Source organism: Bdellovibrio bacteriovorus (genome assembly GCF_001592735.1).
Lineage (GTDB): Bacteria > Bdellovibrionota > Bdellovibrionia > Bdellovibrionales > Bdellovibrionaceae > Bdellovibrio > Bdellovibrio bacteriovorus_D.
Window position 1 is genome coordinate 1,163,031 of sequence record NZ_LUKE01000001.1, and the last position, 14,755, is coordinate 1,177,785.

Consider the following 14,755-nt stretch of genomic DNA (forward strand, 5'->3'; position numbering starts at 1 on the left):
TTTTTTCAAATCGCCACCCCTTGCGCGGGCCGCCTAAGTCTCAAAAGACCCGCGCAAGTGTGACGCGCTTATCCACTTAGAAGCCTTTGAGGGTTCCAACGGTTCTGGTCCCTGGGTCTTCAAAGGGAATAAGCTCAGAAGCCAATGATTTCGCTGAATTCTTCGGTTTAAAGGTCTTCAGAGCTGGGGCTGCTGAAGACACTGATTTTACGTGTGGGATCGCTTCAGTTTCCGCAACCGGCTCGCTCACCCCGATAATAACGCTTAAAGAATGGACCGTGTTTTTAAGATTCGCCGATTGCGATGATAACTCCTCTGAAGCCGCCGCTGATTCTTCTGAAGCCGAGGCGTTTTCTTGAGTCACCTGATCAAGCTGGTTCATCGCTTTACCGATTTGCACGATCCCGTTAGATTGTTCCGCACTGGCTGTCGAAATCTCTCCGTTCAAATCCGAAACTTTTTTTGCCGAATGAACGATCTCTGCTAAAACTTCTCCGCTTTCCGATGCCTGGCGAGCCCCTTTCTCGATGCGCTCCACACTGCTAGAGATTAATGCGGAAATACTTTTTGCTGATTCGGCACTTCGCTGTGCCAAGTTGCGTACCGCTTCGGCCACAACCGCAAATCCTTTTCCTTGCTCACCAGCACGAGCCGCTTCCACTGAGGCATTGAGTGCTAAGAGATTTGTTTGAAAGGCAATGTCATCAATGACTGAAGTAATGTCGGCGATTTTTTTCGAGTCTTCTGAAATCGCTTCGATTGATTTAATTAAAGTTTGAATTTTTTGTTCCCCGGCGGTCGCTACGTCACGAGTTTGCGCTGAAAGACTGGCAGCCTGGCGAGCATTATCAGTATTTAGTTTTACCATGGCCGTTAGCTCTTCCATTGTGGCCACAGTCTCTTCTAATGAAGAAGCTTGCTGGGTCGAGCTTTGTGAAAGGATTTGCGCTGAGGTAGCAATTTGCGTTGATGCCTGGTTTACTTGATCCGCACCGTCAGCCAAAGTTTTCGTAATATTGGCGATAGATTTTGAAAGCTTCACGGCAAACCAAGAACCACAAGCAAGGCCCCCTATAGAGCCAAGAATTATGACCCATAAGATGATTTTATTTGTAGTGTCTGTTTCTGAGCGTGCTTCACCCACCCAAGTTTCACTATTATGGTGAATGAACTTTTGGAGAGCATCCATTTGTTTACCATAAACTTCTGCTTTTGCCGGGCACTCCACCAAGAAGATTTCCATGAGCTTAGCGCGGTCTTCCTGAGTTCCCGAGGCATAAAGCTTCAAGGCCACTCCCCCTGTATTTTTGAAGGCGTGCCAGGCTTCATCAACTTTTTTATAAAGCTCTTCTTCACCAGGAGCGAAAGGAAGGCTCGCATACTTTTCGTTGGCTACTTCATATTCTTCGATGGCTTCTCGAACACCTGCGACCGATTTATCAGCTTGTTCTTTTGAAAGCCCCGGCAAACCCAAAGTTCTTAATTCAATCCGCACTTTTCTATAAGACAAATACATTTGGTCGGCACTCGCTAGATTTGGAAGAGCGACATTGGCCACTTGCTCATAACTTTGAGCTACATCTTTTAAACCGAGAAAGGAAATCAAACCGACTATGACAGCGACCGAGTTTATAAATAAACAGAGTGCTATGAGCTTCGCTTTGAGACTTAGACGAACGTTCATAAAGGCTCCTTAGGTATACTTCGTTAACTTACCCAATATTTATCGGAGCCCGTTATAAATTCTTTAGATTGTTTAGACTTCTTTATAGAATTGTAATGGATTAGTGGTTTTAAGCACTTACGATGACTTGAGAATATATCCCTTGCCGTAAACTGAGGAAATCTGAAGATCTTGCCCCTTAAGCTTGTTTCGAATTGAGACAAGGTGAGCATCCATAATCCGGCTTGAAACCTCTTGGCCTGGCCACAGCGAGGAAATGAAAACCTCGCGAGGAATCACCGTTTCTGCCCCTTCCACCAAGATTTTCAAAATGCCAAACTCAACCTGACTAAAGTGAACGGGCTCATCATTTACAAAAGCTTTTAATTCGACAGCATCTAATCGCAGGGATTTGTATTTAAAAATTCCTCGACGAAGTAATTGCTCCTGAGACTTCGATGTGTTTTTTTCGCTTAAACGTTTTGCAATTCGATGTAACAGTTCTTTGGTTTCAAAAGGTTTAGAAATAAAATCATCGGCCCCAGCTTGAAGGGCGCGAACACGATCCTGATCAGAAACGAATCCCGAAACTACGATAATAGAAATGTCAGAAAATTCGGAATCGGCACGTAAAAGACGACATGTTTCAAATCCGTCCATATTAGGCATCTTAAGATCCATCAGGATTAGGTCTGGAGGATTTCTTAAGGCATTTTTTAATCCGTTAAGCCCATCCGTAGCACAAGACACGTCGTAGCTATCTTCTAGAAGAAGCCGCATGGTGTCTCTTAAGTCTGGATCATCTTCGACGATGAGAATTTTGAATCTATGCATAGATATTTGGGAAGGCGTGATCTGCGCCTTCCCGCAAAGTCTTACTTGCGAATATCTTCGAAGCAGAATTTTTGAGTTACAAAAGCAGAGATCTTCACAATTTGCATGTGATAAACTTCTGAAGAATCAATAGGACTCAAAGAAAGAACCATGGCTTCACGAGTTGGAATTCCTCCGCGAAGTGGTGGAATATCTTCTTTACGAAGATCTTCTTCACTAAAGGCCGTCAATTCGACACGATAGATGTTGCCACTTTTGCTAGTCATTTGCGCCAAGATCTTTTTATTGGTCTCGACACCGACACCGTTAGAAAGAACCTTACAAGAGTCCCCGTCAAATTGTTTTACTTGAAGCTGACGAATACCCGTTGATTTAAGCGTGACCACTTTAAATGAGAAATAAGAAATGAAGTCATCTTGCTCGACCTTCCACAAACCTTGGATATCAGACCAAGGAATCGGTTGGCGGCTTGACCACGGCCATGGAACCCAGCGATCATTTGCTGGCATCACATGCTCTTCATAGTCACCTTGAGAAATAGTTGAAGCCACCGAAGGACTTGAAGTCGCCAGTGCTCCCGCTGCCAAAGCTGCTGTTAATAATAAACGTAACATGAATCCCCCCACTAGTGCTCGAAATGGACTCGAGCAGCTTTATTCATGTAATAGCCATTTTTGGCTCTAAAAATATACTTCGGTTTCTCGTAATCCGGTTCAATTAACTTACGCAAACGTTTGATTGTCACGTAAATCTTGTTGTCATGAATAGCCGGATCATAAGGCTGCTTCCAAACGTTTTCGACCAGATATTCCTTAGAGTAAATCTGCCCTTGGTTCTGAACGAACAAGCGCAAAAGATCCAAAAGAATAAATTGGTTTTTAAAGTCTATGCGGCCTAATTTTTTCTCTACTACTGAATGATTTGATTCATCAAAGATCAAGTCAAAGTTTGATTGGGTCTCGCCACCAATCTTTTCCGTCAAGGCGCGCGCCATACGAGCCAAACGACGTTGGTTTTCACCATCAATCGATCTTTGAGCTAGGCTGATGTACGTGCGAGCCATGTCTTTATCGCCGATTTCAAAATACGCATCGGCCATAGAACCCATAAGATAATTTGACATCACCACGTTACGAGTCACTTTTATGGCATCATAGGCTTTCCACAAGACTTCGATCGCTTCGTCGTATTTCTTCATTTGTTTTAAAATATCCGCATTCAAGAATAGGCAAGAGGCTTGCAGATCCGGCATCTTATAAACTTGGAAGAACACTTCTAAATTGTAGATTTCCTTTAAAGCATCGGCCAAACGGCCCACCGAGGGATGAGAATAGCACATCGCTAATCCGAAGATCGCGTGACAGATATCTTCTTTATTATCGGAAGCTAAAGCAATGGCCAAAGCTTTTTGGCAATAGTCCATCGCGATCTCAACTTGACCCTTGTATGAAGCACAGACTGCGAGCGTGTAGTAAGTTTTGGAGTTCAGCTCGAAACCTTCGTTCAATACAAGATCTTGAAGTTTTTCTTTTGTTAGATTTATTTCTTCAAATTGTTCACGTTCTGCATAAATACGCAGCAAGAGATTTATACACTTGAGGTACTGAGAGAAATTCTTTTCGGCAAAAGACGTCTTCGACGCCTCCGTCAGTTGCTCGACGGCGAGACCGAATTCTCCTCGGTCTGCGTATAATTTGCCGAGTTCAAAAACTCGATCCAGTTGATTCATTTCAACTCCAAAACTTATTCATCTATCAGGTGAAGGACAGGTTTTTACAGATTGTCAGAGTTAGGTCAATGTAAGACGCGGACAGCTGCCCAGAATTCGGGCATTATGAGAATTGATTTCAGGAATTTAATGAGCTTTAACAGGGACTTGACGAGAGCTGGAACTCTAAAACAGAAAAGCCCCGGTTTGACCCGGGGCTTTTTAAGTTAATTTAAGATTTTACAATCTCAGTGATGATGAACGGCTTGGCCCGTGTATTGGGCTTTGATACCAAATTGTGGCTCTTTTTGCAGCTTGAACAACTCTTTTGGATTTTTGATGTCCAAAGCATTGATCAATACTTGATCCACATGATCTACCAAGATCACTTTAAGATCTTTCATGACGTCCTTAGGGATGTCCTTCAAATCTTTTTCGTTCTCTTTAGGGCAGATGATGATTTTGATACCACCACGGTGAGCCGCTAAGATTTTCTCTTTTAAGCCACCGATAGCCATCACACGTCCACGAAGTGAAATCTCACCCGTCATCGCGACAGTCCGTTTCACTGGCACCTTCATGATTGCCGAAACAATCGAAGTCGTCAGTGCGATACCTGCTGAAGGACCATCTTTAGGAACAGCACCTTCAGGCAAATGGATGTGAACATCGATATTAGAGAAATATTCTTTATCCAATCCAAACAATGGGCCACGCGATCTTACGTAACTCATCGCTGCCGAACATGATTCCTTCATAACGTCGCCAAGTTGACCTGTCACCGTGAACTTACCTTTTCCAGGCACTACGCTCACTTCGACTGACAACAAGTCACCGCCCACTTCAGTCCACGCCATACCATTCGTCATACCGATTTCGTTTTCCGTTTCGATAATACCGAATTTGTATTTATGAGGGCCCAGCAACTCTACAAGTTTTTGCGGTGTCACCACAAAGCCTTGAGTTTTTGAAGCCGCGGCTGTCTTGCCCGTAGACTTCGTTGCTTTTTTCGAAGATTTTTTGTCTGTCTTCGTATCTGCTTTGAAGGTTTCTACAGCTTCGCCCATCACGATTTCTTTGGCTACTTTACGTGCTACGTTCGCAAATTGTCTTTCCAAATTACGGACGCCCGCCTCTCGGGTATAGTAACGAATCACATCGCGAATAGTTTCATCCTTGATCGTCACTTTATAATCTTTCAAGCCATGGTTTTCCAATTGCTTAGGCACTAAATAGTTCTTAGCGATATGGAATTTTTCCTGCTCAATATAACCTTCTAAATTGATGATCTCCATACGATCCAACAATGGACGTGGAATGGTGTGCAACGAGTTCGCCGTTGCAATGAACATCACTTTAGAAAGATCGTACTCAAGCTCTAAATAGTGATCTTGGAAGTTCGAGTTTTGCTCTGGATCCAAGACTTCAAGCATCGCAGCGGAAGGGTCACCACGGAAATCATTGGCCATTTTATCGATTTCATCCAGAAGAACTAAAGGATTACCTTTATCCACTTTACGAAGAGCTTGCAGGATTTTACCTGGCATCGCACCGACGTATGTTTTTCTGTGACCACGAATCTCTGCTTCATCACGCACGCCACCTAAAGAGATGCGCGCAAACTGACGGTTCAAAGATTCTGCAATCGATCTTGCCAAAGACGTTTTACCAACTCCTGGAGGACCCGCTAGGCACAAGATAGGGCCTTTCATGTCTTTAGAGATTGAAAGAACGGCCAAGTATTCAAGGATACGATCTTTGACTTTTTCTAAGCCCCAGTGGTCATTATCCAAAATGCGTTGAGCATTCTTCACGTCATGTTTTTCTTCAGAGTAATCAGCCCAAGGAAGTGAAAGAACCCAGTCGATGTAATTACGTACGACAGTTGCTTCTGCCGACATAGGTGACATCATCTTAAGTTTTTTGATCTCTTTCATGACCTTGTCTTTGGCCTCTTGAGACATTTTTTTATTCTTAGTTTTGATCTCTAAGTCTTGCAATTCAGCTTGGTAGTCGTCTTTTTCACCAAGTTCTTTTTGAATCGCCTGCATTTGCTCATTGAGGTAGTATTCTTTTTGAGAACGCTCCATTTGTTTTTTCACGCGAGTACGGATCTTCTTTTCGACCTCTAGGATCTCAATTTCGCCCGTCATCAAGTTCAACAAATGTTCCAACCGCTTAGAAGCATCGATGATCTCTAAAACATTTTGTTTGTCTTCAAGTTTCAAATTCAATTGCGCAACGATAATATCGGCAAGTTCACCGGGATTTTCGATCGTCGACACCCGCATCAAAATCTCTGGTGGAATGCGTTTATTAAGCTTCACATATGTTTCAAAGGTGCTCTTAACCGAACGAACCAACGCTTGGGCTTCCACGATATTTGTGTTGTCTTCGTCTAGGTTTTCCACCGCGACCATAAAGAAGTTTTCGTTGTTCACGAAATTCTTAATCTTTACGCGACGTTTACCTTCAACCAAAACTTTTACAGTTCCATCTGGAAGTCTTAAAAGTTGGATGATGGTTCCGACAGTTCCGATGGCAAAAATATCTTTTGGCTCGGGGTTGTTGGTTTTCGCATCTTTTTGCGCAGCCAACACGATGTCAGTTTGTTTGCTCATAGCCTCTTCAAGAGCGTTGATGCTCTTTTCGCGACCTACAAACAACGGCATCATCATGTGTGGAAAAATGATGAGATCTCTTAGGGGCAAAAGTGGTAGTTGTGTAACTTTTCCCTCGCTCATATCCTCTCCCTCCCTGTGGGTTATCGAGCCCTTGCATCCATTAGACACAAGCGGTTTAAAGTCGGTTAAATTCCTTCTAACCTTTTAAAAACCTAGCTCTAGTCTAACTATGTGAACGATTACTGGGAAGTAAATATATACAGAAAAAAAACAGTTCTGGCCCCCGACAGGGACGCTTTTATGCCCAAAAAGAATGCATTATAATAACCGCTAATATTAGCCCAAAAATAGGCTGATCCAAGGAGACTTCGAGTTTCTTTCCTAATTGTAATTGCACACAGGGAGATTTTCATGCCCTTTCACAGGCTTTTGATCGATAAATAATACGGTGAAACAGTCAGAATCTAGAAGTTGGTTAAAACGAAATTCCCTCTCGTTAAAGCTCCTCATTGCCACTTGGGCTGTGAGTTCCTTTGCCACGCTTATTTTCACCGTTATTCAGCTGGCTATGGATTACCAGCGCGATTTCGATAAACTTCAGAACAATTATACGATCATTAAGAACTCGTACCTGGATTCCATGGCCGAGCACTTGTGGTCTTATGACACCAGACTGCTAGAAATTCAGCTGGACGGTTTAAGCCGGCTCCAGGGCGTCAGTCACTTGCGTCTAGTTGCCGACAACAACGTGATTTATGAATTTGGTCAGTCCAAACCCCAAGAACAGAGCTCACAGCGCTTTGACATCTATCACAAAAACACGGACGAGATTTTGGGGTCCTTAGATGTTGAACTAGACGTGGCGAGCCTCCGTAACAAGTATCTTCAAGAAGCCGTTTGGATTTTTGTGCGCCAAGCCGCCAAAACCATGATTGTAGTTTTGTGTTTATACTTCGTCTTTAATCAAATTCTTGTTGTGCATATTCAACATATTGCCAACTACTTACGAAAAAATCCTCGCAAAGAAAATAAGGACCTGATTTTAAATCGCCCTAGCCATGAAGGCGAAGACGAATTGGATGTCTTAGTTGAGTCGATCAATTTATTCCGCCGCGATCTTTTAACGGCTAACACCAAGCTGGAGACACTCAATCAAGCCCTTGAGCACAAGGTGCAAGAACGGACTCACCAACTTTCCACCAAAAACGAAAGCTTGGAAAAAGCCATGCTGCAAATTAAACGCATGCAAGCCACATTGGTAGCTCAAGAGCGAATGGCCTCTTTAGGAAGCCTTACCGCAAGTGTCGCGCATGAAATCCGCAATCCGTTAAACTTTGTTCTTAATTTCAGCGAATTGCTGACTGATTCAGAAGATATAGAAGAAGTGAAGGAAATCAGCCGTGTTGTCTTAAAACACAGTCAGCGCATTGATCAAATTGTTCGATCCATGCAGATCCTTTCAGGGTATGAAAGTGATGTGATTGAAGTCCTAGATGTAAATGAGCTTCTTAAAAAAGCCTATCACGAAACAATTGCAGCGCGATCCTTAGGATCTTCTTATGTCCCACCAAAGGTCAGCTATCGTCTTGAAAAATCAGCTATGGCTCCTGTTTATGCGACCTCTTTAACTCGGGCATTGTCGAACATTATCGACAATGCCATTTATGCTTTAGAGAAAAAGGATCTGGTAAATAGAGGCTTTGAGCCAGAACTTGTCCTGTCAACGGTCGTTCGGGCTGACTCGGTGGATATTGTTATTCGTGATAACGGCCTTGGTATCCCGCGGGTTTTAGGCGAAAAGATTTTTGATCCATTCCTGACAACAAAATCCGCCGGCGAGGGTGCGGGTCTAGGTCTAACTGTTGCATTTAATATTGCTCAGAAACACGGGGGCACTTTAAAATATACTAGTGAGTTTGGGCAGTGGTCCGAGTTTGTGGTATCTCTTCCGCTGTCTCACGAAAGACCAAATACATGATTCATATAGTGATCGTAGATGATGAGGCCGACACTCATCTTCTTTATAAATTGAAATTCAAGAAGCTGTTTGCCCAATTGGGTGAGCTGAATCTTGTTTCATTTTTAAATGCGCGCGATTGCCTGACTTACCTCGATAAATCCGAGCATCCCACCGTGGATATCATTCTTTCAGATATCAACATGCCTGAAATGGATGGCTTTGAGTTACTAAAACGCGTCCGCTCCGGCCACCCCGATATCCCGGTCTACATGGTCAGCGCCTATGAATCGCCGGAATATCGCACCAAAGCCGACACCCTCGGCGCTTTACGTTTTTTAAGTAAGCCTGTGGATTTTCATCTTTTAGGGGACTTGCTCGCTAAAGATCTTCAAATCGCCGGGTAAAGACTTTGCAATAGCGGCCCTTTGGTCTCTGCCAACACTTATCTGTGCCAACGCCTCAATTGAAAATATAAATGCAATCAATAGTGCGCAAGTTAGAAGTCCTGCAAAGATTTTCTCGTCCATGGAACACCCGCTTGATGTTACCTAAGATAAGAAAAATTCAGTCATCTTTGCAGCGGAATTTCTAGAGTCTGTAATCTTGCAGGTTTCATGTTTCAGGTCTAACCTTTAAACAGTCCTATAAATTGTGCAATTTATGGAGTGAAACCTAGGACGAGAGCTAATAAAGCAGTAAGTTGCTGCTTATGAAGCTCTTCCTGCCAATTTTTTTCTTCTTTTCTTCGTCATCTTTTGCCGCCGTTTACGGAACTGACACTCGCCAATTTACTCGCAACCGTTCGATTGCTATCATGATCTCAAATACGGCCATTGAGGCCTCAAAACAAGTTACGAACTTGGTAAATCTTAATACGGACACCATTCAGAATAACCAGTACATGTGTTCAAGTGAGCGCTTTGCCAATACTCAAAGTTTCTTCGTGTCCTGCACAGGTTTTTTAATTGCGCCCGATCTGCTGATGACTGCTGGACATTGTGCCATTAACTTCGGTGAGGAAAGAAATGTCGCTAATCCTTATTGCACAGACTTTTCTTGGTATTTTGATTTTGAAGCGGATTCTAGCGGTCGCGTGATCACTAAAAATATCCCGGCTGAAAATATCTATGCCTGCGACAAGATCATCCACACCGCTCACAAGAGCGAACCTATTAACGATCACGTGATCAGATTTGATGACGACTTTGCTATTATTAAATTAAAAAAGGCCGTTACCAACCGAAAGCCTTTAAGTCTGACCTCGGCACGCCCTTCACCGGGCCAAACTATTTCCATGGTGGGTCATCCTTTGGGAGGCCCGAAAATAAGCACTAAAGGCACGATCCTTTCTAATGAAGCCGCTTATGATCGCGCCGCAATCACCGGCTTTGAAGGCAACTCCGGTTCTCCGGTGTTTAACGATAAGGGTGAAGTGTTCGGTATTTTGGTTCGCGGATATCCGGCAGGCTTAGTGGATAATCCAAATGACAAGCAATGCCGGATTACGAATCACTGTACGGCTGATGGGAAGAGCTGCAAGGTTTCTGATCCCGACCAAATTTCCGGGGATCACATCATGCCCTTGGGATTAATTCCCGAACTTAAAGAGATGGGATTAGTTAAATAGATCCAAATAAAAAAGCCCGGTTTCCCGGGCTTTTTATTTCCACTAAGCGGAAGATTTCTTTTTTGCTTCTTCTTCTTCGGCCTTAATCTCTTCTTCTGTTTTATAAACTAAAAGAGGCTGGCCACCATCGTTGATCACGTTTTCGTCGATCACGACTTCTTTTACGTTCGCTTTAGATGGAATGTCGTACATGATATCAAGCATCGCCGTTTCAAGAACACCACGCAGACCGCGAGCTCCTGTTTTACGCTTCAATGCCATTTGCGCCACTGCACGCAAAGCTTTATCTGTGAATTTCAATTCAACACCTTCAAAACCAAACAAGCGTTGATATTGCTTAGTGATCGCATTTTTAGGGCGAACTAAGATATCCATCAAAGCTTCTTCGTCTAATTGACCAAGAACCGCGATCGCCGGAAGACGACCGATGAACTCTGGGATCAAACCGAACTTAGACAAATCGTCCGGCTCAACCTTGGCAAGCAAGTTTGAACTCTTCTCAATTTCTTGAGAAGTGCGAATGTCGGCCGCGATACCCATAGTTTTGTTCGATGTACGGTTGTCGATGATTTTATCCAAACCAACAAACGCACCGCCCACGATGAACAAGATATTCGTAGTGTCAACTTGGATGAATTCCTGTTGAGGATGTTTACGACCCCCTTTTGGCGGCAAGTTCGCTACAGTTCCTTCAAGGATTTTCAGAAGTGCTTGCTGAACACCTTCACCCGATACGTCACGAGTGATCGACGGATTTTCAGACTTACGAGAAATCTTATCGATCTCATCCACATAGATAACGCCGCGTTGGGCTTTTTCTACGTCATAGTCAGCAGCTTGAAGAAGGTTAAGAACGACGTTCTCGACGTCTTCACCGACGTAACCAGCCTCTGTCAATGTTGTCGCATCTGCCATGGCAAATGGAACGTTTAAAATTTTAGCAATAGTTTGCGCAAGCAACGTCTTACCGGATCCTGTGGGACCGATTAACAAGATGTTGGATTTTTGCATCTCAACGTCGTTGGTCTTTTTACCTTGGGTCATTGCATTCACACGTTTGTAGTGATTGTGAACCGCAACAGCCAAAGTTTTCTTAGCTTGAATTTGACCAATAACGTAGTCATCAAGGTAAGTTTTAATATCAGCTGGCTTTGGAACTTTGAACGTGCCTTTTACAGCCGTCTCTCTGTCCTTTTCCTCGTCGATGATATCGTTACAAAGATCGATACATTCGTCGCAGATATACACGCCCGGACCCGCGATTAATTTTTTAACTTCTTTTTGGCCTTTGCCACAGAAGCTGCATCTCAATGTGCCGTTAGTATCTTTAGTCGTCATCTGGGGTTACCCTTTTTTCAATTTGCGAGATTCTACCACGTGATCAATCAAACCGAACTCTTTGGCTTGCATCGCATCCATAAAGTTATCGCGCTCCATTTGATCTCTCAAGAACTCATAACCTTTACCGGTGTGCGTTTCGTAAATACGAGTTAGCTTTTCTTTTGTCTTAATCAATTCACGGGCATGAATTTCGATGTCAGTGACCTGACCAGATAAGCCCCCACCCGCAAGAAGTGGTTGATGGATCATGATGCGCGTGTTCGGAAGACTGTAACGCATGCCTTTGGTGCCCGCTGTCAATAACAACGAACCCATACTGGCAGCCATACCCATACAGTATGTTGCCACGTCACATTTAACGAATTGCATAATGTCATAAATCGCCAGGCCCGCAGACACACTGCCCCCCGGAGAATTGATGTACAAATGAATCGGTTTTTCTGGATTATCAACTTCCAAGAAAAGGAACTGAGCAATGATGGCATTCGCGACTTCGTCGGTTACCTGCGTACCCAGGATAACAATACGATCCTTAAGTAAGCGGGAGTAAATGTCATATGATCTTTCACCTTTGGAGGTTTGTTCGACGACGTATGGAATGAGTGCCACTGCTGTCTCCTGTGGTTGTACTGATTGAAGTGTCATTCTTTGCTACCTATCGGAATCCTTACGCAGGACTTTATCAAAAACCCTTGGTCCCGCCCATTGCTTGTGCTAGACATATGAGCATTGACAAAACTGAATCATTTTAAGGGGTTCCAATGGCTTTCAACTTATTAAATAAAGATATCGATACACTTACATGCCCGGCTTTGGTCGTGTTTTCTAAAGCGGCGGGGACCAGTTCTGCAAAAGACAAAAAACCAGCTCTCGCAAAAGTGACTCATTCTGAGTTAAACAAAACCTTAGTCGCAACTTTAGAAGAAAAAACCATCACGGGTCGCCACCAAGAATCCATCATCTTCCGTGAAATGAACTTCAAGGGTTTCCGCCACGTCATCGTGATCGGTCTAGGTAAAGAAGCTGACATCACTCATGAAACAATTCGCCAATCCATGGCTACGGCTTATGAAGCCGTTAAATCTTTGAATATCAAAGAAGCGGCGATCCACTTTGACGGCATCACGACGGCAAAACGTGATCAAGCAAGCTTCTTACAAGCTTCGGTCGAAGGCTTGATCATGACTTCATACGTATTTAACGAATTGATGTCCGCGAAAAAAGAAGACAAAGAAATCACTATCCACGTCGTAGCAAAATCAACAGACAAAGCCGCCAAAGACGCTTTCAACGAAGGCGTGATCTTAGCTTCGACGGTGAACTTCTCTCGTCGTTTGGGTGACATGCCAGGTAACTTGATGACACCAACGATCCTTGCTAATTCAGCGGCCGAAGGAGCCAAAGGTGTTGCGAACTTGAAAGTGACTATCTGGGATAAAGCACGCATCAAAAAAGAAAAAATGGGTGGCTTGCTAGGCGTGTCTATGGGTTCTGATCAAGAACCCAGATTCATCATCATGGAATACAAAGGGGCTGCGGCTTCTAAAAAACCCGTGTGCTTCGTTGGCAAAGGCTTAACATTCGATTGTGGTGGTATCAGCATTAAGCCGTCTGCGGGTATGGAAGAAATGAAATACGATATGTGCGGTGGCGCTAACGTGATCGGCACTTTGCTCGCCATTGCTAAGTTGAAACTTAAAATCAACGCTGTTGGTTTGGTCGCTTCCACTGAAAACTTGGTCAACGGTTCAGCCACTAAACCAGGTGACGTGCACACAGCTCGTAACGGTAAAACTTTTGAAATCAATAACACCGATGCCGAAGGTCGCTTGATCTTGGCAGATGCTCTGTCTTACGCGACGGAACTTGAGCCACAAATGATCGTCGATGCGGCGACTTTGACGGGCGCAATGGTGGTGGCGCTAGGTAACACTCATACAGGTTACTTCACTCGCAACGCGGGTCTTAAAACTAAGATCGAAAAAGCGGCTGGCGAGTCTGGGGAATGGGTATGGAACATGCCTTTAACTGACTTCCACGTCAAAGACATGAAAGGCACTTATGCAGATCTTTCAAATATGTCTTCAAGCAAGGGGGCGGGCGCTGCCACGGCAGCGGCGTTCCTAGAACAATTTGTGGGCGAAGGTATTCCTTGGGCGCACTTTGATATCGCAGGAACTGGTTGGGCGGTCGGAAATCGCTTGCCATACTGCCCTAAAAAAGGGGCTTCAGGCGTGATGATCAGAACATTTGTGGAAATTGCTAAGCTTCATGCTTAAAAGTTTTCAACATTTCGAAATAAAAAGGGGCATCATGTGCCCCTTTTTTATTTCCAGCTAAGAACGACCGGATGACCTAGGTATTTTGCGACTTCATCGCTTTCAATGACTAAAGCTTCAGAGCTTTGTTCGTTCACTAATTTCACTGATTTTAAAAGCCAAAGACGAGGCCACGCTTCTGGCAAATTCGCAAAACGAATTGTCACGCCTGAACCTTGATTGAATTGAAACTCTCCGTCCCCCGGACGCTCCCCCAAAATTTTTGCCACTGGAACAAAAAGAGGATTGATCGAAGCTAGGTCGCTGGAATGTTCGCAACGTCCCTCAACTTCCATTTGGGGTTTATCTCCGCCGACCGACACGCCTTCAGCTTCAAAGGTGATCGAGACTTTTCCGAAAGCCTGGCAGGCTGGCTTTTTTTGACCCGTTTCATCGACAAATACAAAGTGTCCGAAACTGAATCTAGCCCCGTCTGCATCTTTTTTAACTACCAGACCGGTCATCATTCTTTGTCTCACGGCTTCTTGCAGGCGTTCGCCTTTAAGATGCGAAAAATCGAAAACGTTTTTCACCGCGGCTGGATCACGATCAATAAAATATTCATCGGTATTGGCGCGCAAAACAGAAAAGCCCATCACAAAACACAATGTGAAGAAAGCAAACACGCTAAAGTATTTTTTCATAGTCCCTCTTGTTTCTTAAGAATACATGAGGTCTGG

Annotated in this window: 12 protein-coding genes; 4 read left to right on the forward strand and 8 right to left on the reverse strand. The window is 44.0% G+C overall.

Annotation, left to right across the window (positions count from 1 at the left end; genetic code table 11):
• Positions 1-76: 76 nt before the first annotated feature.
• The 5 genes from AZI86_RS05700 to lon all read right to left on the reverse strand — a co-directional run bounded on the left by AZI86_RS05700 (position 77) and on the right by lon (position 6,949).
• Positions 77-1,684, reverse strand: coding sequence for a methyl-accepting chemotaxis protein (locus tag AZI86_RS05700; RefSeq protein ID WP_061834102.1), 1,608 nt, complete (start codon positions 1,682-1,684; stop codon positions 77-79).
• A 117-nt stretch (positions 1,685-1,801) separates the two neighbouring features.
• The gene (locus tag AZI86_RS05705) at positions 1,802-2,497 is read right to left on the reverse strand and encodes a response regulator transcription factor (protein WP_081111797.1); all 696 of its coding nucleotides are present in this window, start codon (positions 2,495-2,497) and stop codon (positions 1,802-1,804) included.
• Positions 2,498-2,538: 41 nt separating this feature from the next.
• Positions 2,539-3,111 (reverse strand): hypothetical protein, encoded by a 573-nt coding sequence (locus AZI86_RS05710; RefSeq protein WP_061834104.1) that lies wholly within the window; start codon positions 3,109-3,111, stop codon positions 2,539-2,541.
• A gap of 11 nt (positions 3,112-3,122) precedes the next feature.
• Positions 3,123-4,226, reverse strand: coding sequence for a winged helix-turn-helix domain-containing protein (locus AZI86_RS05715; protein ID WP_061834105.1), 1,104 nt, complete (start codon positions 4,224-4,226; stop codon positions 3,123-3,125).
• 227 nt (positions 4,227-4,453) lie between these two features.
• Complete coding sequence (lon, locus tag AZI86_RS05720) at positions 4,454-6,949, reverse strand: endopeptidase La (protein ID WP_061834106.1); 2,496 nt, start codon at positions 6,947-6,949, stop codon at positions 4,454-4,456.
• Positions 6,950-7,352: 403 nt separating this feature from the next.
• Here lon and AZI86_RS05725 point away from each other — a divergent pair, with 403 nt between their 5' ends.
• From AZI86_RS05725 to AZI86_RS05735, 3 genes are all read left to right on the forward strand, one after another.
• Positions 7,353-8,807 (forward strand): sensor histidine kinase, encoded by a 1,455-nt coding sequence (locus AZI86_RS05725; protein ID WP_253715779.1) that lies wholly within the window; start codon positions 7,353-7,355, stop codon positions 8,805-8,807.
• Positions 8,804-9,193 carry a response regulator gene (locus AZI86_RS05730; protein WP_061834107.1) on the forward strand — a complete coding sequence of 130 codons (390 nt, stop codon included), beginning with the start codon at positions 8,804-8,806 and terminating at the stop codon, positions 9,191-9,193. Before AZI86_RS05725 ends, AZI86_RS05730 begins: the two co-directional genes overlap by 4 nt.
• A 305-nt stretch (positions 9,194-9,498) precedes the next feature.
• Complete coding sequence (locus AZI86_RS05735; RefSeq protein ID WP_061834108.1) at positions 9,499-10,416, forward strand: trypsin-like serine peptidase; 918 nt, start codon at positions 9,499-9,501, stop codon at positions 10,414-10,416.
• Positions 10,417-10,458: 42 nt separating this feature from the next.
• On the opposite strand, the gene clpX is transcribed toward AZI86_RS05735, so the two are convergent.
• On the reverse strand, positions 10,459-11,754 hold the full coding sequence (gene clpX / locus AZI86_RS05740; RefSeq protein ID WP_061834109.1) for an ATP-dependent Clp protease ATP-binding subunit ClpX: 1,296 nt from the start codon (positions 11,752-11,754) through the stop codon (positions 10,459-10,461).
• A gap of 6 nt (positions 11,755-11,760) precedes the next feature.
• The gene (locus AZI86_RS05745; protein WP_061834110.1) at positions 11,761-12,402 is read right to left on the reverse strand and encodes an ATP-dependent Clp protease proteolytic subunit; all 642 of its coding nucleotides are present in this window, start codon (positions 12,400-12,402) and stop codon (positions 11,761-11,763) included.
• A gap of 116 nt (positions 12,403-12,518) precedes the next feature.
• On the opposite strand from AZI86_RS05745, the gene AZI86_RS05750 reads away from it, so the two are divergent.
• On the forward strand, positions 12,519-14,036 hold the full coding sequence (locus AZI86_RS05750; RefSeq protein ID WP_061834111.1) for a leucyl aminopeptidase: 1,518 nt from the start codon (positions 12,519-12,521) through the stop codon (positions 14,034-14,036).
• Positions 14,037-14,083: 47 nt separating this feature from the next.
• Here the strand turns inward: AZI86_RS05750 and AZI86_RS05755 are convergent, their stop codons facing one another.
• Positions 14,084-14,719, reverse strand: a complete 636-nt coding sequence (locus AZI86_RS05755; RefSeq protein ID WP_061834112.1) for a hypothetical protein — start codon at positions 14,717-14,719, stop codon at positions 14,084-14,086.
• Positions 14,720-14,755 lie beyond the last annotated feature (36 nt).

What these genes read in the sequence shown, in the direction of transcription:
- AZI86_RS05700 (WP_061834102.1), bottom strand. Translation starts at nt 1,684, where the DNA reads ATGAACGTTCGTCTAAGTCTCAAAGCGAAGCTCATAGCACTCTGTTTA.
- AZI86_RS05705 (WP_081111797.1), bottom strand. Translation starts at nt 2,497, where the DNA reads ATGCATAGATTCAAAATTCTCATCGTCGAAGATGATCCAGACTTAAGA.
- AZI86_RS05710 (WP_061834104.1), bottom strand. Translation starts at nt 3,111, where the DNA reads ATGTTACGTTTATTATTAACAGCAGCTTTGGCAGCGGGAGCACTGGCG.
- AZI86_RS05715 (WP_061834105.1), bottom strand. Translation starts at nt 4,226, where the DNA reads ATGAATCAACTGGATCGAGTTTTTGAACTCGGCAAATTATACGCAGAC.
- lon (WP_061834106.1), bottom strand. Translation starts at nt 6,949, where the DNA reads ATGAGCGAGGGAAAAGTTACACAACTACCACTTTTGCCCCTAAGAGAT.
- AZI86_RS05730 (WP_061834107.1), top strand. Translation starts at nt 8,804, where the DNA reads ATGATTCATATAGTGATCGTAGATGATGAGGCCGACACTCATCTTCTT.
- AZI86_RS05735 (WP_061834108.1), top strand. Translation starts at nt 9,499, where the DNA reads ATGAAGCTCTTCCTGCCAATTTTTTTCTTCTTTTCTTCGTCATCTTTT.
- clpX (WP_061834109.1), bottom strand. Translation starts at nt 11,754, where the DNA reads ATGACGACTAAAGATACTAACGGCACATTGAGATGCAGCTTCTGTGGC.
- AZI86_RS05745 (WP_061834110.1), bottom strand. Translation starts at nt 12,402, where the DNA reads ATGACACTTCAATCAGTACAACCACAGGAGACAGCAGTGGCACTCATT.
- AZI86_RS05750 (WP_061834111.1), top strand. Translation starts at nt 12,519, where the DNA reads ATGGCTTTCAACTTATTAAATAAAGATATCGATACACTTACATGCCCG.
- AZI86_RS05755 (WP_061834112.1), bottom strand. Translation starts at nt 14,719, where the DNA reads ATGAAAAAATACTTTAGCGTGTTTGCTTTCTTCACATTGTGTTTTGTG.